The sequence below is a fragment of the Myroides sp. LJL119 genome (assembly GCF_054871605.1).
On the sequence record NZ_JBTXLO010000003.1, the window covers coordinates 273,468 to 295,055 of the forward strand.

Annotated in this window: 24 protein-coding genes; 11 read left to right on the forward strand and 13 right to left on the reverse strand. The window is 33.4% G+C overall.

Annotated features, from left to right (window positions below; genetic code table 11):
- Positions 1-101: 101 nt before the first annotated feature.
- On the forward strand, positions 102-1,103 hold the full coding sequence (locus ACYSNV_RS06135) for a hypothetical protein (protein ID WP_461761681.1): 1,002 nt from the start codon (positions 102-104) through the stop codon (positions 1,101-1,103).
- A gap of 115 nt (positions 1,104-1,218) precedes the next feature.
- On the opposite strand, the gene ggt is transcribed toward ACYSNV_RS06135, so the two are convergent.
- Positions 1,219-2,895 carry a gamma-glutamyltransferase gene (gene ggt, locus ACYSNV_RS06140; RefSeq protein WP_461761682.1) on the reverse strand — a complete coding sequence of 559 codons (1,677 nt, stop codon included), beginning with the start codon at positions 2,893-2,895 and terminating at the stop codon, positions 1,219-1,221.
- A gap of 207 nt (positions 2,896-3,102) precedes the next feature.
- Here ggt and rlmH point away from each other — a divergent pair, with 207 nt between their 5' ends.
- Complete coding sequence (rlmH, locus tag ACYSNV_RS06145; RefSeq protein WP_461761683.1) at positions 3,103-3,576, forward strand: 23S rRNA (pseudouridine(1915)-N(3))-methyltransferase RlmH; 474 nt, start codon at positions 3,103-3,105, stop codon at positions 3,574-3,576.
- A 5-nt stretch (positions 3,577-3,581) separates the two neighbouring features.
- Here the strand turns inward: rlmH and ACYSNV_RS06150 are convergent, their stop codons facing one another.
- Both ACYSNV_RS06150 and folP read right to left on the reverse strand, forming a co-directional pair.
- Positions 3,582-4,190 (reverse strand): hypothetical protein, encoded by a 609-nt coding sequence (locus tag ACYSNV_RS06150; RefSeq protein ID WP_461761684.1) that lies wholly within the window; start codon positions 4,188-4,190, stop codon positions 3,582-3,584.
- Positions 4,187-5,011, reverse strand: coding sequence for a dihydropteroate synthase (gene folP, locus ACYSNV_RS06155; RefSeq protein WP_461761685.1), 825 nt, complete (start codon positions 5,009-5,011; stop codon positions 4,187-4,189). The genes ACYSNV_RS06150 and folP overlap by 4 nt, the downstream gene beginning before the upstream one ends.
- A 125-nt stretch (positions 5,012-5,136) precedes the next feature.
- Here folP and ACYSNV_RS06160 point away from each other — a divergent pair, with 125 nt between their 5' ends.
- From ACYSNV_RS06160 to ACYSNV_RS06185, 6 genes are all read left to right on the forward strand, one after another.
- Positions 5,137-5,694 carry a DUF1599 domain-containing protein gene (locus tag ACYSNV_RS06160; protein WP_461761739.1) on the forward strand — a complete coding sequence of 186 codons (558 nt, stop codon included), beginning with the start codon at positions 5,137-5,139 and terminating at the stop codon, positions 5,692-5,694.
- Between the two features lie 19 nt (positions 5,695-5,713).
- Entirely contained in the window at positions 5,714-6,811 is a 1,098-nt protein-coding gene (locus tag ACYSNV_RS06165; RefSeq protein WP_461761686.1) for a BT_3928 family protein, read from the forward strand.
- Between the two features lie 10 nt (positions 6,812-6,821).
- Positions 6,822-7,895, forward strand: coding sequence for an ABC transporter permease (locus ACYSNV_RS06170; protein WP_461761687.1), 1,074 nt, complete (start codon positions 6,822-6,824; stop codon positions 7,893-7,895).
- A 17-nt stretch (positions 7,896-7,912) separates the two neighbouring features.
- The gene (locus tag ACYSNV_RS06175; RefSeq protein ID WP_461761688.1) at positions 7,913-8,503 is read left to right on the forward strand and encodes a TlpA family protein disulfide reductase; all 591 of its coding nucleotides are present in this window, start codon (positions 7,913-7,915) and stop codon (positions 8,501-8,503) included.
- Position 8,504: 1 nt separating this feature from the next.
- Positions 8,505-9,260 carry a triose-phosphate isomerase gene (gene tpiA, locus ACYSNV_RS06180; RefSeq protein WP_461761689.1) on the forward strand — a complete coding sequence of 252 codons (756 nt, stop codon included), beginning with the start codon at positions 8,505-8,507 and terminating at the stop codon, positions 9,258-9,260.
- A gap of 529 nt (positions 9,261-9,789) precedes the next feature.
- Positions 9,790-10,014 carry a hypothetical protein gene (locus ACYSNV_RS06185; protein ID WP_461761690.1) on the forward strand — a complete coding sequence of 75 codons (225 nt, stop codon included), beginning with the start codon at positions 9,790-9,792 and terminating at the stop codon, positions 10,012-10,014.
- 111 nt (positions 10,015-10,125) lie between these two features.
- Here the strand turns inward: ACYSNV_RS06185 and ACYSNV_RS06190 are convergent, their stop codons facing one another.
- The 7 genes from ACYSNV_RS06190 to pyrR all read right to left on the reverse strand — a co-directional run bounded on the left by ACYSNV_RS06190 (position 10,126) and on the right by pyrR (position 14,556).
- The gene (locus ACYSNV_RS06190; RefSeq protein ID WP_461761691.1) at positions 10,126-10,683 is read right to left on the reverse strand and encodes a DNA mismatch repair protein MutS; all 558 of its coding nucleotides are present in this window, start codon (positions 10,681-10,683) and stop codon (positions 10,126-10,128) included.
- Positions 10,673-10,957, reverse strand: coding sequence for a hypothetical protein (locus tag ACYSNV_RS06195; protein ID WP_461761692.1), 285 nt, complete (start codon positions 10,955-10,957; stop codon positions 10,673-10,675). The genes ACYSNV_RS06190 and ACYSNV_RS06195 overlap by 11 nt, the downstream gene beginning before the upstream one ends.
- Positions 10,958-10,968: 11 nt before the next feature.
- On the reverse strand, positions 10,969-11,613 hold the full coding sequence (pdxH, locus tag ACYSNV_RS06200; protein WP_461761693.1) for a pyridoxamine 5'-phosphate oxidase: 645 nt from the start codon (positions 11,611-11,613) through the stop codon (positions 10,969-10,971).
- A gap of 12 nt (positions 11,614-11,625) precedes the next feature.
- Positions 11,626-12,534, reverse strand: coding sequence for a ribonuclease Z (locus ACYSNV_RS06205; protein ID WP_461761694.1), 909 nt, complete (start codon positions 12,532-12,534; stop codon positions 11,626-11,628).
- A 139-nt stretch (positions 12,535-12,673) separates the two neighbouring features.
- Positions 12,674-13,015, reverse strand: coding sequence for a ribonuclease Z (locus ACYSNV_RS06210; protein WP_461761695.1), 342 nt, complete (start codon positions 13,013-13,015; stop codon positions 12,674-12,676).
- 38 nt (positions 13,016-13,053) lie between these two features.
- Positions 13,054-13,980: an aspartate carbamoyltransferase catalytic subunit gene (locus tag ACYSNV_RS06215; protein WP_461761696.1), complete on the reverse strand. Its 927-nt coding sequence runs from the start codon at positions 13,978-13,980 to the stop codon at positions 13,054-13,056.
- Positions 13,981-14,007: 27 nt separating this feature from the next.
- Positions 14,008-14,556, reverse strand: coding sequence for a bifunctional pyr operon transcriptional regulator/uracil phosphoribosyltransferase PyrR (pyrR, locus tag ACYSNV_RS06220; RefSeq protein ID WP_461761697.1), 549 nt, complete (start codon positions 14,554-14,556; stop codon positions 14,008-14,010).
- Between the two features lie 496 nt (positions 14,557-15,052).
- Between pyrR and ACYSNV_RS06225 the strand changes: the two genes are divergently transcribed.
- Both ACYSNV_RS06225 and ACYSNV_RS06230 read left to right on the forward strand, forming a co-directional pair.
- A complete protein-coding gene (locus tag ACYSNV_RS06225) occupies positions 15,053-15,865 on the forward strand; it encodes an META domain-containing protein (protein WP_461761698.1) in 813 nt (270 codons plus the stop codon).
- A gap of 44 nt (positions 15,866-15,909) precedes the next feature.
- Positions 15,910-16,449, forward strand: a complete 540-nt coding sequence (locus ACYSNV_RS06230) for an NADPH-dependent FMN reductase (RefSeq protein WP_461761699.1) — start codon at positions 15,910-15,912, stop codon at positions 16,447-16,449.
- Between the two features lie 438 nt (positions 16,450-16,887).
- Here the strand turns inward: ACYSNV_RS06230 and ACYSNV_RS06235 are convergent, their stop codons facing one another.
- From ACYSNV_RS06235 to ACYSNV_RS06245, 3 genes are all read right to left on the reverse strand, one after another.
- Positions 16,888-18,828, reverse strand: coding sequence for an OmpA family protein (locus tag ACYSNV_RS06235; RefSeq protein WP_461761700.1), 1,941 nt, complete (start codon positions 18,826-18,828; stop codon positions 16,888-16,890).
- A gap of 178 nt (positions 18,829-19,006) precedes the next feature.
- Positions 19,007-19,276 (reverse strand): hypothetical protein, encoded by a 270-nt coding sequence (locus tag ACYSNV_RS06240; RefSeq protein WP_461761701.1) that lies wholly within the window; start codon positions 19,274-19,276, stop codon positions 19,007-19,009.
- A gap of 290 nt (positions 19,277-19,566) precedes the next feature.
- On the reverse strand, positions 19,567-20,688 hold the full coding sequence (locus ACYSNV_RS06245) for a porin (RefSeq protein WP_461761702.1): 1,122 nt from the start codon (positions 20,686-20,688) through the stop codon (positions 19,567-19,569).
- A 222-nt stretch (positions 20,689-20,910) separates the two neighbouring features.
- On the opposite strand from ACYSNV_RS06245, the gene ACYSNV_RS06250 reads away from it, so the two are divergent.
- On the forward strand, positions 20,911-21,339 hold the full coding sequence (locus tag ACYSNV_RS06250) for a hypothetical protein (RefSeq protein ID WP_461761703.1): 429 nt from the start codon (positions 20,911-20,913) through the stop codon (positions 21,337-21,339).
- Positions 21,340-21,588: the final 249 nt, after the last annotated feature.

A 21,588-nucleotide genomic window follows, 5' to 3' on the forward strand; every position in this document is an offset into this window, starting at 1 on the left:
GTTACTTTTCAAAGATAATTAAATAAGTTTTACACCAAGATTAATGAGCATATATACAAAGAAAAAACTATTTTTGTCTATTGATTATAAGACATAGATAAATGAAAAAGTTTTTAACTCTAATGGGTATAGCAGCACTAACCACGCTTTACTCTTGTGATGACGGGGATTTAATTTACAACGATATAGATTTCTCAGCAGACAACGCGGTTGCTAAATGTAGTAATATAGGTGCCGAGAAGATTTTTTATAAAATACAAAAAGACGAGACTTTAATTCTAGTGGTTGATGTGGCCAATTTAATGAAAGATCCCACTCTTGCAACAGTATCAACAAGTATAGATGGAAAACAAACTTCCTTGCAGTATAGAAAATATTCAGATAATCTAAGCTCTGATAATATCTGCAATATACCAAGTCCAGCTTTTCCAAATGTTATAAAAAGCATTGATGCTTCTGCCGGGGGAACCATACGAATAAATAGAGACATAGCTATGAATTATAATAATTCAAGCCCAAATAATCCAGTTGGATTAATTTATCAGTATGCATTTTACCTAGAGAATATTAATTTCCACGATCAAGAAACGAACATCAAATACGATAAGATGTTCTTTGGAACTAATAATTATGCAGAACGTTCTTTAAGTTTTGATTTTATTAACCAAACCCAAAGACCTTTATTTTCAGATTATTCGTGTCAAGACAAATTCTATGCTTTATCGGATAAAGAGGCCCTTGTAATGGAATTAGGTCAATTGGATTTACCTGATCAACCTGGGGAACAACCTACTCGAATTGCAATTAATTCTCAACACAAAGTTAGTTTTAAACAATACAAAAGAACTGGTATTAATTTAGACCAAGTTTGTCAAAACCCAGGAGATATACCCGGGACCTCTGAATCGACTTTAAATACTTTAGAAGAGTTATGGAATGCCACAAGTGGAGAGTTTGTAATACAAGCCTCATGGACATCACCTGTTGAAGGAGAACGACAATTAAAATACCAAATAAGCTTAGTAAATGTGGTGTTTAACAAAGATCAATACGAGCATATTTCATTCACCAGACCTATTATCGAATTGGGAGAGTTTTACTAAACAAATGTATTTTCAAAATAATAAAAAACGCTTTTAGAATTATCTAAAAGCGTTTTTTATTATCCAATATTCTTTATTGCTCCTTTGGTTTGATTTACTTAAAAAGCACTAGGAATTAATACCCTGCAATTGTATCATCTCCCCTAGGGTCAGCACCTCCTTGATAAGAACCATTAGGATTAACCAAAATTCCCTCCACACGGCCATAATTAGATCGAGGTTTTAAAATATATCCCTTTTCTTGTAATTCTAATCTCACTTTGGCAGAAATAGCATCTTGTTCTACATCAATTTGATCAGGTAACCACTGATGATGAAAACGTGGTGCTGCAACGGCTTGTTGCATATTCATTTTAAAATCCACAACATTTAAAATAGTTTGAAACACGGAGGTAATAATAGTTGATCCACCTGGGGTTCCCACTACCATGTAAAGCTTATTATCCTTTTCAAGAATAGTTGGACTCATCGAGCTTAACATACGTTTACCTGGTTCAATAGCATTTGCTTTACCCCCCACAAGACCATACATATTTGGTACCCCTGGTTTAATGGAGAAATCATCCATTTCATTGTTAAGAATAAAGCCTGCGTTTGCTACAACCACATGTGAACCATAAGAACCATTTAATGTGGTGGTTGCCGAGATGGCATTACCCCATTTATCTACAATACAATAATGGGTGGTTTGTTCGCTTTCATATCCAGGTATGGTACCTGGGTTTATATCGGCACTTTTTGTTGCTTTTGTAAAATCTATATCAATCATACGAGAATCAATATACTGATTTTCTAAAAGCTGATTCACCGGTACATCAATAAAATCAGGGTCCCCTAAATACTTAGATCTATCGGCATAAACTCTTCGTTCTGCCTCTACCATAGCAATTACCGAGTTTTGGCTTTGGAATCCCCATTTGTCTAATGGATATTTTTCAACACCACGTAGTAAAGAAATTAAAGCAATTCCACCACTACTTGGAGGTGGCATAGATATTACTTTTAAATTCTTATAGTTTCCCACAACCGGTGTACGCCATTTGGCTTGGTAAGCCTTTAAATCCTCCAAGGTAATGGCCCCATTGCCTTGTTGCATTTGGGAAACAATTAATTCTGCGGTTTTACCTCCATAAAACCCTTCTCTTTTATCTTGCGCTATACGCATTAGAGTTTGAGCTAAATCCTGTTGGATCAATAAATCGGCTTGTTTCCAAGTCTTATCTTGGGTAAAAACATTTTCTTGGGTATTTAACCTTCTAAACTCGGCTTGTTCTTTGTTAAACTCAGCGGCCTGTTGTTTTGTAATTTCAAAACCATTTTTAGCCAATTCAATAGCCGGAGCCACTAAATCTGCCCATGGCAGGCTACCGTATTTCTCATGTAATTTAACCATACCATCCACAGTCCCGGGCACACCGGCAGCTAAGGCACCCTTTAAGCTTAAATCTTGTATAACCTGTCCATCTCCAGACCAGTACATATTCTCTCTTGCTGTTAAAGGGGCTGTTTCTCTGTAATCTAAGGCATCAACGGTACTATCTGAAGAACGGTAAATAATAAAACCTCCTCCGCCAATATTTCCCGCATTTGGATAAACTACCGCTAAGGCAAGCTCTACGGCTACTGCGGCATCGGCTGCGTTACCACCTTTTTTTAAAATATCTATTCCCACTTGACTTGCCGCGGGATGGGCAGAAACAATCATACCATTTTTAAAGCTAGGTACTTTCTGGGCATAAACCTGGGCAATACTAGCGCATAAAAATAAGGTTGAAATAATAATTTTTCTCATTCTAGTTTAAGTTTAACCGCGCAATATAGAAAAATTTTAGGTTTTATTAGATAAAATTTAACACCTTGTTTTCTTGGTAAACCTTAAAATTGTGACAACCAGCAAGAATAAATAGCTTAAAAACACTGTTTTTAATGCTTATTGGTTTTTAATACTTGGCCTTGAAAAATCAAAAGTTTATTTTTGCAAAAAATCACCCTGGAATATATGAACATAAAATTAATTGCAATAGGTAAAACAGATAGCAAGCCTCTACAAATATTAATAGAAGAGTACATAAAAAGATTAAACTTTTATGTCAAATTTGACTTAGAAATTATCCCAGATATAAAAAATGTAAAAAACCTATCCGAACAAGAGCAAAAGCAAAAAGAAGGAGACTTAATTCTATCGAAAATAACAAATCAGGATTATTTGGTTTTACTGGATGAAAACGGGAAAGATTTCACCAGTGTTGCTTTTTCCGATGAATTACAAAAAAGAATGAATTCGGGAATAAAAACCTTAGTTTTTGTCATAGGTGGACCTTATGGTTTTAGTCCAGAGGTTTATAAAAATGCGAAAGGGAAAATAGCATTATCAAAAATGACATTTTCCCATCAAATGATTCGTTTATTTATTATCGAACAGATCTATCGTGGTTTTACTATATTACGCAATGAGCCTTATCATCACCAATAATCCCTTTAATAGATTAAATCTGTAGCGACAAACTTATCCTGTAAATTATTTTGCTTTAAATACAAACGAGTTTGCAGGTAGGTTTCAAAATCTAAGTCCTTATTAAAACCTAACTGAATAGAATCTTTATCTTTTATAATTTCTATTAATTGATCCATCTTGGCTGGGTAGCCTTCTATTAAAACAGTATCCTTGTTTTTCACATATACCAAATTCTCTAGAGCAGAAGGTCCGTTGAATCCAAAATCCAATTCTTTAAAATTAAAAAATGCTAATTTTTTATTCAGCGTATCGGCATAAGAAAAATATACTTGCAATTGGTCCGCATGCATGTTTTCTGGGTCGTATTTGGTGTTTTTTATCTTACTAACACTATTGGCAACCTGTAAGAGATTCAAACTCCTTTCAACCGAAAAAATATAATTTGTACCTGCAATTCTATTATCTTGATTTTCGATTAACTGGTTAGTCTGAGAATCTTTCTCTAAATATACTGGGGAATGATTCTCCACAAATTCTGTATCGGTAAAAGAGCCTCTTGTTAAATGTAGCTGTTTATTTTCACAACCCACAAGGCCTATTAAACAAAGACCTAGTAATACTATTTTTTTCATATATGGAATTGTTTTAAAATTTCTCTAGTCTCCACGGCTTGCTTTACATCGTGTACTCTAAGTATTTTTGCTCCTTTTAATAAAGCTACGGTATTTAAAACACTCGTACCATTTAAGGAATCTTCCGGGCTAATATCCAGTAATTTATAAATCATTGACTTTCTGGATATCCCAACTAAAATAGGTAATTCAAATAATTGCAAAAGCTCTAATTTATCCATTAATTGATAATTTTGTTGCAAGTTCTTTGCAAAACCAAATCCAGGGTCTAGTATAATATCATTAATTTTTGCCTGTCTAGCTAGAGCAATTTGCTTGGAAAAAAACAAATTTATCTCTTTTATTAGATCCTCATATTCAGTCATAGACTGCATGGTTTGCGGGTTTCCCTTGATATGCATCATAATATAGGGAACCGATAATTGTCCTACAACATCTAGCATATCGGAATCTAATGTACCCCCTGAAATATCATTAACTATACTTGCTCCTGCTTGTATGGTGGCCTTTGCCACTTGACTTCGAAAGGTATCTATGGAGAGAATAATCTTTGGAAACTCCTTTACCAATAACTCCACTACCCTAACAATACGTGCTAATTCTTGCTGGGTGGACACAAATTCTGCACTAGGTTTAGTAGAATACGCACCTAAATCTATAAAATCAGCTCCTTGGCTTAACATAAGCTCTGTTTGATTCAAAAAATCCACATCGCTTTTATATCTCCCTCCATCATAAAATGAATTGGGTGTAATATTTAAAATTCCCATTACCTTTGGAAGAGTTAAATCCACTAATTCTCCCTTACAATTTATTGTCATAGTGTTTTATAGCTTACTTATTTTCGTATTTTTATAAATTAAATCATTTCAAAATGCACTAAGCTCTTTCAAAGGGCTAGTATTATTACTATTTTTGAAAAAATAATATGACAAATATAATTCAAATGAACACCACTTCGGCCCAATATGATCAAGTAATTGCAGTATGCAGAGATTTATTTATGCGTAAGATGCAAGACTATGGTTGTGCCTGGCGAGTTTTAAGACTGCCTTCTTTAACCGATCAAATTTACATCAAAGCCCAGCGAATCAGAAGTATCCAAGAGAATACCGTACAAAAAATACAAGAGAATCAGGACTCGGAATTTATAGGTATTATTAATTATTGTATCATGGCTTTGATTAGCTGTGAAATTGGTGTGGCTAATCAACCAGATCTTACACAGCAAAGAGCCCTTGAGTTATATAACACCCAGGTAGAATCTTGTAAGGTATTAATGGAGAATAAAAACCATGATTACGGGGAAGCCTGGCGCGATTTACGAGTAAGTTCATTAACCGATTTAATTATTCAAAAACTCTTAAGGGTAAAACAAATCGAGGATAATAAAGGAAAAACAATTGTTTCAGAGGGAATACAAGCCAATTACCAAGACATGCTTAATTATGCTGTCTTTGCTTTAATCCATTTGCAGCACATGGATTCATCACAACCACAATAAGATAAAACACAACCCTAATATGAAAACTATAGCTAAACTAGCCCAAGGATTTGTTGGAATCCTTTTTATACTATCGGGATTAATTAAATTAAATGATCCTATCGGTTTTTCATTTAAGTTAGAGGAATACTTCTCTGAACCGGTATTGAATTTACCGCTTTTTGAACCCTACGCTCTTGAAATTGCTGTGATACTAGTTATTGCCGAGGTTATATTGGGAGTTGCTCTATTAATTGGCTTTATGCGCCGATTAACCTTGTGGTTACTTTTGTTAATGATTGTGTTTTTCACTTTCCTTACATTTTATTCGGCCTACTTTAATAAAGTAACAGATTGTGGTTGTTTTGGAGATGCTTTAAAACTTAGTCCTTGGCAAAGCTTTACCAAAGATTTAGTATTACTAATTCTTATTGTAATTATTTTTATCCAACAAAAAGTTATTCATCCCTTATTTACATCTAAAACTCGTATTACAATAATGATTGTCAGCTTATTGGGATGTGGATTTATGGCTTATTGGGTACTGAATCACTTACCTTTAAAAGATTTCAGAGCCTATAAAATAGGAACAGATATCTTACAAGATATGGAAATTCCTCAAGATGCCCCACAAAGTAAATTTGAAATGACTTTCTACTACTTAGTAGATGGACAAGAGCAAGCCTTTAGTGATAAAGAGCTTGCCAACATACCTAAAGGAGCCAGTTTTATACGCCGTACCGATGTAATGATTGAACAGGGGTTTATTCCACCGATTCATGATTTTACCATGGACAAAGATGGTATTGACTACACTTATGATATGATGCAGGAGCCCAAACTTGCTTTAATTGTTACCTACGACTTAAATAGTTCTGATCCAAAAGGATTAGCTATGATGAAGGATTTTGCCAATAAAGCTATAGTACAGGGCTACAAAGTAATTGGTCTTAGTGCCTCTTCACAAGATAAAATCGATCAAGTAATTAATCAGTACCAACTACCCTTTGAGTATTACACCTGTGATGCTACCACATTAAAAACAATAGAGCGCGCTAACCCGAGTATTGTTATTTTAAACCAAGGAGTAATTACGCAAAAGGTACATTACAATGACTTAAATAAATTAAACTTATAATTCAAAAAAGTTGATAAGCTATTTTTTTAAAAAATTCCTTTACGCATTAGCTACTCTTTGGGGAGTGGTAACTGTGGTATTTTTTCTATTTCATGTTCTACCGGGGGACCCTGCTAGAATGATGTTAGATCAAAATCAAAGTCCACAGCAAATAATGGCTATCAATAAAAAATTTGGTTTTGACAAACCCTTATCAACGCAATATGTATTGTATTTAAATGATTTATCTCCCTTGTCGATTCACAGTAGCGCACCTACAGATTATAGCTTTAATAAAGGTCAGTATCAAGGAGTTAAATTAATGGAGTTTAAAAATCATCAAATTCTTATAAAGTTACCCTATCTAAGAGAGAGTTTTCAAAAAACGGGCAAACCTGTAAGTGAAATTCTAGCCCAAACCTTGCCAAGCACTATTTTATTGGCAGTTATCGCCATTACCATAGCCTTGTTCTTTGGTGTTGTGCTAGGTATTATTTCGGCTGTTTTTGTTCACAGTTGGATTGACAAACTCATCGCTTTAATTAGTACTTTTGGTATGAGTATACCTTCTTTTTTTAGTGCCATCTTGTTTGCTTGGATATTCGGCTTTGTCCTACATGATTACACGGGGCTTAATATGAGTGGAAGCCTTTATGAGGTGGATGATTTTGGAAACGGACAATATATTGCACTAAAAAATTGTATCTTACCTAGTATTGTCCTTGGAATACGTCCCTTGGCAGTGGTTAGTCAATTAATGCGTAACTCCATTTTAGATGTATTTAACCAAGATTATATTAAAACAGCCAAAGCAAAGGGGTTACATCCCTATTACATTTTAAAAAACCACTGTATAAAAAATGCGCTTAACCCTGTGGTCACAGCCTTATCTGGTTGGTTTGCATCCATGTTAGCTGGTGCGGTTTTTGTGGAATATATCTTTGGGTGGAACGGACTTGGTAAAGAAATTGTTGAGGCTTTAAATACCTTGGATTTACCTGTTATAATGGGTTCTGTTTTGGTTATAGCCACAAGCTTTGTTATAATTACAATTATTGTAGATATTATATATGCTTATTTAGATCCACGCGTTAAATTGAATTAATCAAAAAAAAATAAATTATGAGAAAATTAATATTTGCCTTAGCATTAGTTAGTCTTAGTCTTACTGGATGTAAGCAAAAGTCGGAATCGGTAGAGCTAAAAACATTAACACAAGAGCAACAAGACCAGAAGGATCAACAAGACCAACAAAGTAATTTGCCACAAGATCCTACTAAATTCAATAGCATAGCCCTTGCAAGTAGCTTTACTACTTTAACCGGTGAGACAGTTACACTCCAAGACATCTTGGATTCAGTTAAAGGATCACCAGCTTTAATCGATATTTGGGCAACTTGGTGTCCGGATTGTATCAAAGCTTTTGAAGGTTCAAAAAAAATAAAACAAGAGTTTCCAAACACTAAGTATATTTACTTATCTTTAGATAAGGATCAAGAAAAGTGGAAAGCAGGTGTTAGCAAGTACGATTTAACTGGTGAACATTTCTTTTTAAATGACCCTAAGGGTATGAAAGGAGAGTTTGGAATCTCCATAGGTCTGAATTGGATTCCTAGATACATTGTGGTAGATAAAGACTCTAATATTGCTTTATACGATGCTACGGAAAAAAGTTTTGAACAAATACAACAAACATTAAAAACATTGAATTAATATGAGAAAGCCGATTGTTGCTGGAAACTGGAAAATGCATAAGACACTTGCAGAGACTAAAAAATTATTAAATGAGCTAGTACAACAACTACCCCAAACTCAACAAGTGCAGGTGATTGTTGCCCCTGCCTTTACCAACTTACAATGTGCTACAGAATTATTAAAAGATAAAAATATAGGTGTTGCTGCTCAAAATATGCATCAAGCAGATGGTGGAGCCTTCACGGGAGAAATTTCGGCATCTATGCTACAAAGCGTTGGTGTGGAAACCGTTATATTAGGTCACTCGGAAAGACGTATTTTCTTTCATGAAACCAATGCCACTTTAAGGGCTAAAGTAGACACGGCCCTTAGACATAATATGAACGTAATTTTTTGTATTGGCGAGGAATTAGAACACAGAGAAGCCAAACAACATTTTAATGTGATTTTCAATCAATTAAAAGACTCTTTATTTCACTTACCAAAGCAAGCTTGGGAAAAAATTGTTTTAGCCTATGAGCCTGTATGGGCAATTGGTACTGGAGTAACCGCATCGGCTGAGCAAGCTCAAGAGATGCATGGTTTTATTCGCGAGGAAATAAACCGAAAATACGATAAGAAAACAGCCGATGAATTACGCATTTTATATGGAGGAAGTGTAAAGGCTGCTAATGCTAAAGAAATTTTCTCTCAACCAGATGTAGATGGAGGATTAATTGGCGGGGCTTCTTTAATAGCACAAGATTTTACTGCTATTGTAAATAGTGCCTTGTAGCGAATTATTTAAATACAAGTAAAAAATATATCAAAAACAGCTGTTTTACCATGTGTAAACCAGCTGTTTTTTTATTTCAAAAAGTAGTATAAATTAACTACAAATAACCAAGTGTAAGTACTAGTGGTTCTAATTATCTTTACTCTTAGCTTTTTTTTTGAGCTCAAAAAAATAACAAAACCATACCGAGCATCACTTTTTAACATGCCCTTATAAGCCTTATTTATATCTTGAATTGCAATCCACTTGGGAAACTATGTTATGCTCTGCACAAAAATCTAACATCTTTTGGATTTATTTTAGCATCCAGCCTTTTAGTAGATTCTTTAAGCAAAAAACAGGTTTTACCCCTAATTGCATATTGAAATAAAATAAGTAACTCTTTTTAATTCAAGTTAACAATCACCATAACACAATTTGGATCACAAATACTTTGATAAAGGGTATCCTTTAGGTTTAGTAAAGGTATCGATCCCTGTTTTTTTAACAAGAAACTATTGTATCTTTGTGCTCTAAATTTATAGTTATCATGTCAAAAGAAACTAAAAAAGGTATTTTTCAAGGCATTATTGAAAAAGATGAGCAAGGAAATTACTTTTGTGGGCCCTACTTATTAGATTATCAGTACACCCAGGCTAATTTTCAACTAGGAGATAAAGTAAGCATTAAAACCGCAGTTGCTAACCCTAGTGCAAAAAGTAAACAAAAGTATCCTAAGAAGTCTTTAAAGTTTTTCTTAGCCCAAGAAAACTAATACATTCATAAATCAAAAAAAGTAGGAACTGTTTTTCAATAGTTTCTACTTTTTTTTATCTTATTTATGCAATAAAACTATAGTCCATTTTTTTTAGTGGGAAATAGTTTTTTACCTTGGGTTTTGTTTAATATACACCTGGGTAGCACCCAATCCGTATTTTTGATAATTTGCATCCTCTGCCACCACCTCAGTATAACGAGAGAACAGGAATTCTAACTCTGCTTTTAACACCCCTTCTCCAACTCCGTGAATAAACACAATACGTGGTATACGGTTTTTAATTGCAAATTCCAATTGTCCTCTTGCACAATCCAATTGAAGGGTAAGCATATCATATTTTTCCATACGAGCATAATCCTTAGTCAACTTCTCAATATGCAAATCTACCTCTAGAACAAATTCATCTTTTTTAGAACGTTTCTCTTTAACAAAAGATCTTTTTTTCGGTCCTTTTTTATCTCCCAAAGCATCTAAGACTAGTCCTTTACTGCTAGCTTTTTCAATTTGCTTATCATCTAAAAAATCCATTTTCAAAAGTTCCTTTTCTTGGTAATTCAAAACAAATCCATCTTTTGTCTCAATGGTAACTGTTTGCTTATTTACCGAAATAACAACTCCTTCTTGGTCCTCGTCTAAAACCTGTACTTTATCTCCTTTACTTAACATCTTGATGGGGTTTATGGTTTTTATCTTCATTTTGATCCACAGACTCTTCCATTAAATCCTCTTTTATTCCCTTTTCAAATTCCCTTTGTGCTGGGTTTTGAATACTATTTGAATTACTGGGAGTTTTGCTCATTAATTTAGCCATTAAAGCAAAAAACAATGCCACAGCTACTACCTGAACCCAAATCTGTACATTGCCACTAGCCTGTTGAGCTAAAGCCCAGATCATAAATAATACAGCGATTATAATATAAATAATTTTAAATGCTTTCATAAGTTTTCTATTTAAGGTGCTAAACGCTCTATAATCCAATCCAAATTATCTTCCGATAGGCTATACCTAACTCTATCATGGAGTCGATTTGGTCTTCCTTGCCAGAACTCCATAGAGATAGGCTCTACAACAAATCCTCCCCAAAAATCCGGTCTCTTAATCTGGTTTTGATCCTGGTCTTGTAATTGTGTTAATCGCTCTATTAATACATTATAATCGGCAATTACTTGACTTTGATTCGAGGCAATAGCTCCTAAACGCGAACCTAATGGTCTGGAATCAAAATAATTATCACTTTGTAATTCACTTGTTTTTCTTGCTATCCCTTTAATGATTACTTGACGCTCTAACGATGGCCAGAAAAACGATAAACACACCTTGGGATTTGCCAAAATGGCCTTGCCTTTCTCCGAGTGGTAATTTGTGTAAAAAACAAAACCATTTTCATCATAACTCTTTAAAAGCACGACCCTTGTTTTTGGAAAACCATCAAGTCCAATGCTACTAACATGCATGGCATTTACTTCACTCTCCCCTTTAAACTCTTCGACTTCAAAAAACCATTTTCGAAACTGCATCAGTGGATTTTGCTCAACTTTATGCTCATCTAAGTGTCCTTTCTCATAAGACTTTCTATAATTACTTAAATCGGTCATAATTACTTTGTTTTAAAATTTAAATATAGCTCCGTCATCCGCGTTTAAAATCTTACCATCAAACTCCTGTTCTGCCTCTTTTTTAAACAACGTTATATCCGAGTATCTTGTTGAATAATGGCCCAAAATCAAGACTTTTGCATTTGCTAATCTAGCAATGCAAGCAGCTTGTTTAGCCGTAGAATGTTTAGTGTGTTGGGTGTAATGACTCTCGGATTCTAAAAACGTACTCTCATGATATAAAACATCCACACCTTGAATAATAGGAACTATTTGCTCGTTGTAAAGTGTGTCTGAGGCAAAAGCATAGCTTTGTCCGGGTTGGGGATCATAGGTAATTTGTTTGTTTGAAATTACCTGACCATTATCTAAGGTGATATCACAACCGTCTTTAATTTTCTGATAATAACATTTATCTATTCCCAAATCCTCAATTTCACCTATACGTAACTTTCTGTCTTTTGGAGTTTCCTCAAACAAAAATCCATTGGTATATACCCGATGATCTAGGGGAATTGTTGTAACTCTAACCTTGTCATCTTGGTAAATAACTTCACTTTGTTTACTAGTTAGTTCATGAAAAAAAAGTTTGTATCCAGTAAAAGAATTAGCCAATCTTAATTGCAAAAGAATTACCTCTTTAATTCCCTTGGGTCCATAAACATGCAGATCAGCTTGACGATTTAATAAAGTAAAGGTAGAGATAAGACCAATTAAACCATAGAAGTGGTCTCCGTGAAGATGAGAGATAAAAATATGATTAATACGCTGAAACTTAATCTTTCTGCGCCTTAATTGTACCTGGGTGCCTTCACCGGCATCTATTAAAAACATTTGTCCACCTATCTCTAAAACCTGTGAAGTAGGGTTAGTAATGGATCTAGGTGTTGCTGCGTAACAGCCTAATATAGTAAGTTTCAAGTCAATAGAGTTTTTATATTTGCCTTTGTAATGTACAAAAATCACCTCTATATAACAAAAAGAAAAGGCTTAATTTTAACTATATCTAAAAAGCATTTACCCTTTTAAGACATTACTAAAATTAAGCCTTATTTATATCTTAAAATCCAAGATCGCGCTGGATTTCATCCATATCTATTATATCACCTGCTTCTAAAACAGTAGGTACTACAACTAATTCTTTATCAAAATCATTGAAGTCTACATCGGCAATAACAATCACAAAGCTTTTGTTTGCTTTCTCAAGGTGATTTAAAGCTAATGGTTCAAATAAATACAAATCCTCTTGGGCAATTGGCTTAGCTATTACAGTCAGATCCACGATTATATTTTTATTGGATAATCCGTTGTTATATTGCTGTTTAATTTTCTCAACCAATGTAGCAACATCACTCTGGCTATCGGTCAAAATAACGCTATGTCCTTTTTCTTTGATTCTCATAACACTGTTTTATTTTATCTGTAACTAGGTAAAATTAACTATTTTATCTTAGATGCCAAAAGGTATATCACTGCCATGCGAATTGCTACCCCATTTTCCACTTGATCTAAAATCACCGCTTGCTCACTATCTGCAACATCCGAGGTGATTTCCACACCACGATTAATTGGGCCAGGGTGCATGATCATGATTTGCTTGTCTAAAGAATCTAATAACTCTTTGGTTAATCCAAATTGTTGGGAATACTCTCTTGTTGAGGGGAAATAACTATAATCTAAACGTTCGTTTTGCACTCGTAGCATATTGGCGGCATCACACCAATTAAGTGCTTTTCTTAAATCGGTCTCCACCTCTACACCTAATTCTTGAATATATCTAGGTATAAGGGTTTTAGGTCCACACACCTTTACTTGAGCTCCTTGTTTTTGCAAGGCAAAAATATTGGAAAGAGCCACGCGAGAATGCAAAATATCCCCTACAATCACCACCTTTTTTCCAGCTACCTCTCCATATTTCTCACGAATAGAATAACTATCTAAAAGAGCTTGAGTGGGATGTTCATGAGCTCCATCACCTGCATTAATTATACTAGCCTTGACATTTCTAGATAAAAATAAAGCGGCTCCTGGGGTACTATGTCTCATAACCACCATGTCCACTTTCATTGCTAAAATATTATTAACCGTATCAATTAAAGTCTCCCCTTTTTTAACCGAGGATTGCGCTGCCGAGAAACTAATCACATCTGCCGAAAGTCGCTTTTGGGCTAACTCAAAAGATAATTTTGTTCGTGTTGAGTTTTCAAAAAAGATATTGGCTATTGTAATATCTCTTAAAGAGGGTACTTTTTTAATTGGTCTGTTGATTACCTCTTTGAAGTGGTCTGCAGTTTCAAAGATTAAATCAATGTCATTTTTATTGATATATTTTATACCTAGAAGATGATTTACACTTAGTTCTTTCATCACTTAATGGGTTGCTTGTTTTTGAGATTAGATAATTTCGGTAGATACTAAAAGTACACAGTCGTCTTGATTTTGTTCTGATAAATGAACTTTTACCGACTCGTTATTAAAGGCATCCACTTGACGTCCTCTATAATCGGGTTGAATAGGTAGATGTCGAGAGAAACGGCGATCAATTAGAACTAAAAGTTCCACTTCCCTTGGCCTACCAAAAGATTGTATAGCACTTAATCCAGCACGAATACTTCGTCCGGTATATAATACATCATCGATAAAGACAACTTTTTTGTCCTCAACTAGAAAATCAATTTGTGTTTTATTGGCTTCAAGGGGTTTTTGATTTCTTCTAAAGTCATCTCTAAAAAAAGTGATATCTAAAAAGCCAAGAGCTACATCAGATATATTGTATTGTTTTTCTAAAATATACTTTATACGCTCAGCTAAAAACTTGCCACGTGGTTGAATACCAATAAGAAGTGTCTCAGAAAAATCAAGGTGATTTTCCACCAACTGACATGCCAAACGATGTAGAATAATGTCAATCTCTTTTGAAGTAAGTAATACTTTTGGATTCATATAAAAAAGAGTTGTGTTTGGAAGGCAAAATTACAATTAAATATTGTTCTGAGCTAATTATTCCAACAACTTTGTAAGATTTTTTTAAGCAAAAACAAAGTCTTCCATAAAATCAAATTTCTTTTAATCCCGGTAGATCTGCTTCTTATTTCAAACGAATTGTTTTTAAAAAGATACCTTTTTGAAAAAAAGCAACCCAATAAAAAAAAAGCTACCAAACCGGGGCTTTAATACATCTAATTCCCCCCTATTAAATAAAGCAAAAAAGACACCTAGAAAATAACGTTTTATTAAAAGGAGTCTTTTTGGTTTTAAACAGATTTTACCAACTACCGCCAATCTTGCTATTAACAAAGTAAATTCAACAGGCATATAGTCTTTACTAATCGGATAAATCTATTATTCAAACCACCACTTTGCAAATAGGTTTAATTTTATTATGTATCTTGCAAAAGCAAAAAAACAGATTCTACAATAGATTACCTCTTAATTACCTATGTATAAAAAAACCTTATTACTACTTGGTATACTAACAAGTTTTAATCTTTACGCCCAGGAGATTTATGATACTAAATGGGTACTTTGTCATAGTTCCAATATAGATTCTTTGAATAGGGAATTAAGCATTTTCATACCTCAGGACAAAACCTATATACTGGGAGATAGCGGATGCAATAACTTTTATATTCCAATACAAGAAATAAAACAATCCGATCAACAATATATTTTCACTACCAAGGAATTGGTATCCCATGATTTAAACTGTGATGGTAAGATTATGGAAAACGAAAAAAAATTTCAAAACGCCTTTTCCAATCAAAATATTTGGATTCGAAAAGACATTGACTCCCTTTTTATTGGGAATGACCAAAAGCAAAGAATGGTGTTTACTTCTGAAAAGATAGATCGCCTTCGAGATTATATCCAAGATAATAGTTGGAAGTTAATTCAAATAAATCAAACCGATTTAAACCCAGAGAGTCAATTAATATATTTTCAATTAAACCTCGATGACCATTACATGGAGTTAATCACCCCAGAAATGGTGTATTTCGCAAAAGTATATTTAAACAAGACCAATACCAAGATTAGTTTTGAAACCTTTTATGCGTGTAATAACTTGGTGACCAAAAAAGCACCAGATACTGTTAAACAAGTAGTTTCCTTACTAGAGAAAAAGACCTTTGATTTTGATATTGCCGATCAAACCTTTAATATTTATAAGGATAATAAGTTAATACTTATCTTTGCAAGTTTTAAACCAGATAGTAATACTAATTGGAATCAAGAATCTACCGCTTTAAAATAAAAACACAAACCAATACCTTTAATAATTATAATAATCACATTTATATGAAAGCTATCCTCTTTAACGGTTCTTTAGACAAAGAATCCTTTAGAACTTCTAGAAGAATTGCTAGTTACTACAATGAAAAACTCCAAGAACAGGGTCTTAGTGTACAAGAATTACATTTATCGGATTATAATCTTCCCATGTTTGACGTAGAACTAATCAAACAACCACCTGTTGCGGTAAATAAGTTCGTAGCGGATTTTCAACAAGCAGATGTGTTTATTTGGTTGAGTCCTTTATACCATGGTTCAATCCCTGGAGTTATGAAAAATGCTTTAGACTGGCTAGAACTCCTTTCGGATAACGAAAATATTTATTTAACAGATAAAGTAGTTGCTTTTACCGCTTGGAGTGCTGGAAATCAAGCCATGCAAGCTATAAACACCTTGGATAATATAGCCAAAGCGCTTCGCGCTTGGTCATTACCATATAGCATAAGTATTTCCACATCTGATCTTTACACAGATAATGACATTTCAAAGCCTTATAAAGCAAAAATGGATTTACTGGTTGACCTGTTGGTAAAAAGCAGTAAATAAAACAACATCTTTGTAAATAGTTGTATTTTAACCTACAACGGATTGTAAAAAACAACTGTTTTTTCAAAAAGGGACTATCACACTAAACGATAGTCCCTTTTTTAATTTATTTAGCAAAGAAACAACCACAATTTTAATATGCTGTAAAACCTTAATCAAGTTTTTGTATCGTTCAGGTATTTAATAACTCATATATAATAGAATTACTTGTTAATAAAAAAACACCAAAAGATGATGTATCTTTTTTACAAATACTTTATAACCCCGTTGGATTTACATATACCCAAATTAATAAACTAATGGCTTTATTTTTAAAAACCAATAATCCTTTATCTACCACTTTTAGCTAAAAAACCTAGTATTGTCTTTTAGGTACTTATAAAACATCTAATTTTTGGATATCTGTGAAAAGCATACCTTTTTTATTTTAAAACCTGCTTATTTTTGTAAAATTATAAATTCACTTCGACGATTCATTGCATCTTGTAATTCACTACAATCTTTACAATCTACCTTGGGTTTTGAAGATCCGAAACCTTGATATTTTAACCTATCCGAGTCAATACCCTGTGAGATAAGATAATCATAAGTTGCTTTGGCTCTATCGGAAGATAGTTTTAAATTATAAGACTCTTTCCCTTTGCTATCGGTGTGTGAGTTAATTTGGACAACCATAGAGGCATAACGCTTCATTACCTTTACTAACTTATCCAATTCTTGTTTACTCTCAGGGGTGATTTCTTTTTGATCAAAAGCAAAATTAATATCAGCCAACTCAATAAAAGAGTCTTTAATTACTAAGTCTTGCAAAGGAGTTAATTCCACAATAACTTGCATTGAAGCATCTTGTTTTTTCACCACTACTTTTAATTGTTCATCCAGAAAATCTTCATGTGAAACATCTAAAGTAAAAGCTCCTTGGCAATTCAAAGGTATAGAAACAGTTCCTTTTAGATCTGTAAAGGCAGGCTCTAATTCTTTACGAACTGAATTGGTAAAAAGTACCTTGGCGCCATACACAGGCATTTGTAGCGTTTTACTTTTTACTATAACCTCAACTGGTACTTCACACACAGGGAACACTTTATAAATATCGGTTCGTCCAATTCTATTGGTTGAAACAAAACCTATGTTGTTTCTGGGATAAAAACTAAAGGCAAACTCATCTCTTGGGGTATTTAAAGGAGCTCCTAAATTTACCACCTTTGCTTTTGGATCATTTAAATCATAACTATAAATATCCATACCTCCATATCCTCCCCATCTATCGGAAGAAAAATACAACACGTTATCTTGACTTATAAAAGGAAAGTCATTTTTTGTACCTGAATTAATCACAGGTCCCAAATTCTGCGGCTCTCCAAAATCTATTGCATCGTCTAAAATTTCAACTCTCCAAATATCGAGTTCTCCGTAACTCCCAGGCATATTCGAAGCAAAATACAAATAAGTAGAATCTGGACTTATAGCAGCATTTTGATAAGTATAGTTACCTTGGGTAAAAGGAAGCTTTTTAATTTTTCGATACTTATTTTTCTTTTTAGTTGCGGTAAACAAATTCTTTATTCCATCTCGTTGTTTAACCTGTTTAATTTTTCGATAAGCGCGAAAACGATAACTATCGCTAGTGAAAATAACTTGGTTTTTTACCACCGATTGAATCAAAGGCCCATCATTGAATCGCTTATTGATTTTTCCTTTTAGTCTTGTTGAAATAAAAATTGGCTCCTTTGCATCTTTATACTGAGCCATATAAATATCAAAATTAGGCTCTCTTTTACTAGGAGTACGAACCTCAAATAATTTACGAGGAATCTTCTTTTTATGTTTTGTTTGATTCGAAACAAAAAATAGTGTATCCCCTGGAGTAAGTATAGCTCCATAGTCTTGAAACTGTCTATCGTTAAAACCAGTCTCGGCAAACATGAAATCCTCAGGTAATTTATAAAGTTCGTAATATGCGTCTGGATTTTTTAAAAAGTCTTTAGCCTTGGAGTCCTGCGGCTTTAAAGCTGCATAATCATCCATCATATCACGGGCAACTTCGTATCTACCTGTTTTTTGCAAAATTTTTGCATAACGATAGTAAATCTCCGCATCCACAGAAGCATCATTTTGTATGGCTTTACCATAGTACTTTGAGGCTTCAATATCTCGATCTAACTTATTGTAACAATCTGCTAATTGTAAATAAATATAATTATCTGTTCGCCTACCTCTCTCCAGGCGTTTATATTCTGAGGCTGCCTTGGTATACTCCTTATTTTTGTAATATTTATCTGCTAGTTTTAAACTAGGTTTTCTTTTACCGTGCATAGAAAAACTACACAAAACAGCCAAGAAGACCAATACAATTTTACTAGAAACAAGTTTATTCATAATTTGTTTTTTTTTTACATACCGCTACCTTGAGCTATTAACTATAACGCAAATTACATGTATTAGTTGTCTTTAAAAAGTCAAATTATAATTTTTTAAGGTAAAACCCAGGATTGTTTTACAATAGCTTGGAAAAATGTTGTAAAAATAAAAGCCCCGCTTTTAAAAAAACGGAGCCTTAATTATCAAAGAATTCATAATGTTGTTTAAATACTACTTTTTGATTTTTTAACAAACATACCCCTTTAGGATTTTGTAATAACTGATACACATCATCTTTAAATCCAGTATAATCGCCAGTTACAATATAAGGCAGATATATTTGTTTACCTTGTAGCTCAATCCTAGCCCATTTGTTATGGTTGTCAATTGATACTCTCATGGATTTACCTAAAGAGTCCTTATAGGTATGATCCGAATTAGCAATAGGCTCTAAAGTACAATACATACAATTATGGGGTTGTAAAAAAGTGCTTTTGTTTTGTTGCTCACATGAAATAAGTAGATAAAAAACAACAACTAAAAAAACAATTTTCACAGTCTTTATTAAAGTCATAAAAACACAAGAATATGGCACAAAAAAATCCTTGTCAAAAGTCCTTTTTCAATAACAGGTATAACCATATTATAGCTAAGGGACTCTTAACAAGGACAAAATTACTTGTTTTCTTAGAATTTAATAGTATAAATATTTAATAGATTGTTAAAAAACAGTATATCAAATAGATTCTACTTTATTTAAAAAATTGGTACCATCCAGCGAACACCTATAGCCACTTGGCTTTGGTTGTTATCACTAATAGGATTTACTTGTTGTTTATACTTATAATTATAAAAATTATATGCCGCAAAAAGTCGCAAGGCTGAAAATGCAGGATCACTAAAAGGGTTATATTCCACAACCCCAGAGATACCGCTATAAACATAAGAAATACCTTGATTGATATCTTGACGGTAGTTATGCATCACCTTTATAAGAGGTGTTACTTTATTTATTTTATACTTAAAGGTAGCCATTACAACATTATCCTTTACGTAATTTATTGTAGGGTTTTTTTGGTCATTCATCAACGCAAATTGCGGATCGGCTAAATTTCGGTAACCATAGATCCAATCTAATTCCATGGCAAAATCATTGATAGAAATCTGGTTACCTAAAGTTACCCAAGAGTAATACTTATTGGCATTGTGTTGAAACAAGCCATAACCATATCTTGTTTTCAAAATATCTTTAAATAACTTCCCTTCCCAAAGAAATAATCCTGCGTAAGCCTTGTCTTTATATGCCTGGGAAGCAAACTGTTCTCCTGGAGAAATTACCTGGAATTTAAAACTCTGCCCATGTGTTTTATAAGTTACACTAACCCCAGGAGAGAATAATTCAATGGAATTGATAATATTGGAAAACATATATAAATCCGCACTGTTGTAAGACAACTCCATGGATCCCCAAGCGGTAAACATTTTACCCATACTTATGGTCCAATTAGGATTAAAATGATACTCTAAAAACGCAAACTCTAACGCATTTGAGGCATCTTTTTCATTTAAACGGTAACGAAGTCCATAACTAATCTTATCCTTATAATCTCCTTTTAAATAAACACGGGTTTGAACTACTCGAAATTGACTTTGGTCAGTACCTTGGGAATTAAAGCTAGTTAAATTCTCGTATTTGGTATCTAAAAACATGTTTACAAACTTCTGCCTTTGTGTCGGGGAATGTCCCAAATCCTGCACTACGGCCTCGTAAAGCGTATTTGCCGCTAAACTATCTGCAGGTTTTTCGGAATTAAGACTTTGACAAAAAAGGCTACTGTGCACTAACACAGCTAACAAAGATGTAATAACATATTTCATTTTAATAAAATTTATAAACATGAAATATATAATTTAAAATCCTAATTATCGCGCCTTTTTATCCAAATATTTTTGCCTTTTTTTTTCGAAAACCTTTTAAATGTTAACAGACACACAAAACTTACTGCTTTTCAAAATATTAGTGGTGTTTTTACAAGAATTTATAAAAAAACTTTTATATTTGCTTTTATCTATTTAAAAACGAAAATCACAGCATTTCAGGTGAAAAAACAACTAGCCATATTACTTGTTCTACTATCTGTTTTCACAGTAGTGGGGCCTGTTATACAGTGGAGTTGCCAAGAGCAATCCATTGGTTTTTGTACCATGAATATGGATTCTAGTGACCATAAGGCTGCAGATTCATGTTGTTCACCCGATCAAAGTGAACCCATGCAAATGATGTGTTGTAACACAACTAGTTCACGTGTTATCAGTAATCTAGTGGATTTGCAAATACAGGTATCAAGTGATATTCAAAGACCAGAATCCAAAATTGCTGTTATAAAAAACAAGTGGTTTAATTCCAACTACTTAAGTGATTTATCTTTTGTTTTCCAAGGCATATCTAAATTTGATACCTACGCCACCGATGCTTTTAAATATAAAAGTACTCAGCGCCAAAACTTCCTATGTATTTATAGAATATGATTCTTTTTTAGGGATAAAACCTGATTTTATCCACTTGTTTCCCAAGAGACACTTTGATTAAAGTGTCTGATTTATTTGTATACCATTTTATCGCTTTGCATTTGACCTAGAAGGATTTAACTAGGAAAAATTCTTATTTTATTGTCTATAAAATAAACCGTTTATCCTGGGATAAATTTCTTACTGTAAGAAAAATGGATTATTTTCCTTTAGTCAAAGTCTCGGCAAAGCCTTGTTAGTAAATTGTAC

Excerpts from the sequence above, each read along its gene's own strand:
- ACYSNV_RS06135 (WP_461761681.1), top strand. The coding sequence starts at position 102 with ATGAAAAAGTTTTTAACTCTAATGGGTATAGCAGCACTAACCACGCTT.
- ggt (WP_461761682.1), bottom strand. The coding sequence starts at position 2,895 with ATGAGAAAAATTATTATTTCAACCTTATTTTTATGCGCTAGTATTGCC.
- rlmH (WP_461761683.1), top strand. The coding sequence starts at position 3,103 with ATGAACATAAAATTAATTGCAATAGGTAAAACAGATAGCAAGCCTCTA.
- ACYSNV_RS06150 (WP_461761684.1), bottom strand. The coding sequence starts at position 4,190 with ATGAAAAAAATAGTATTACTAGGTCTTTGTTTAATAGGCCTTGTGGGT.
- folP (WP_461761685.1), bottom strand. The coding sequence starts at position 5,011 with ATGACAATAAATTGTAAGGGAGAATTAGTGGATTTAACTCTTCCAAAG.
- ACYSNV_RS06160 (WP_461761739.1), top strand. The coding sequence starts at position 5,137 with ATGAACACCACTTCGGCCCAATATGATCAAGTAATTGCAGTATGCAGA.
- ACYSNV_RS06165 (WP_461761686.1), top strand. The coding sequence starts at position 5,714 with ATGAAAACTATAGCTAAACTAGCCCAAGGATTTGTTGGAATCCTTTTT.
- ACYSNV_RS06175 (WP_461761688.1), top strand. The coding sequence starts at position 7,913 with ATGAGAAAATTAATATTTGCCTTAGCATTAGTTAGTCTTAGTCTTACT.
- tpiA (WP_461761689.1), top strand. The coding sequence starts at position 8,505 with ATGAGAAAGCCGATTGTTGCTGGAAACTGGAAAATGCATAAGACACTT.
- ACYSNV_RS06185 (WP_461761690.1), top strand. The coding sequence starts at position 9,790 with ATGTCAAAAGAAACTAAAAAAGGTATTTTTCAAGGCATTATTGAAAAA.
- ACYSNV_RS06190 (WP_461761691.1), bottom strand. The coding sequence starts at position 10,683 with ATGTTAAGTAAAGGAGATAAAGTACAGGTTTTAGACGAGGACCAAGAA.
- ACYSNV_RS06195 (WP_461761692.1), bottom strand. The coding sequence starts at position 10,957 with ATGAAAGCATTTAAAATTATTTATATTATAATCGCTGTATTATTTATG.
- pdxH (WP_461761693.1), bottom strand. The coding sequence starts at position 11,613 with ATGACCGATTTAAGTAATTATAGAAAGTCTTATGAGAAAGGACACTTA.
- ACYSNV_RS06210 (WP_461761695.1), bottom strand. The coding sequence starts at position 13,015 with ATGAGAATCAAAGAAAAAGGACATAGCGTTATTTTGACCGATAGCCAG.
- ACYSNV_RS06215 (WP_461761696.1), bottom strand. The coding sequence starts at position 13,980 with ATGAAAGAACTAAGTGTAAATCATCTTCTAGGTATAAAATATATCAAT.
- pyrR (WP_461761697.1), bottom strand. The coding sequence starts at position 14,556 with ATGAATCCAAAAGTATTACTTACTTCAAAAGAGATTGACATTATTCTA.
- ACYSNV_RS06225 (WP_461761698.1), top strand. The coding sequence starts at position 15,053 with ATGTATAAAAAAACCTTATTACTACTTGGTATACTAACAAGTTTTAAT.
- ACYSNV_RS06230 (WP_461761699.1), top strand. The coding sequence starts at position 15,910 with ATGAAAGCTATCCTCTTTAACGGTTCTTTAGACAAAGAATCCTTTAGA.
- ACYSNV_RS06235 (WP_461761700.1), bottom strand. The coding sequence starts at position 18,828 with ATGAATAAACTTGTTTCTAGTAAAATTGTATTGGTCTTCTTGGCTGTT.
- ACYSNV_RS06240 (WP_461761701.1), bottom strand. The coding sequence starts at position 19,276 with ATGTATTGTACTTTAGAGCCTATTGCTAATTCGGATCATACCTATAAG.
- ACYSNV_RS06245 (WP_461761702.1), bottom strand. The coding sequence starts at position 20,688 with ATGAAATATGTTATTACATCTTTGTTAGCTGTGTTAGTGCACAGTAGC.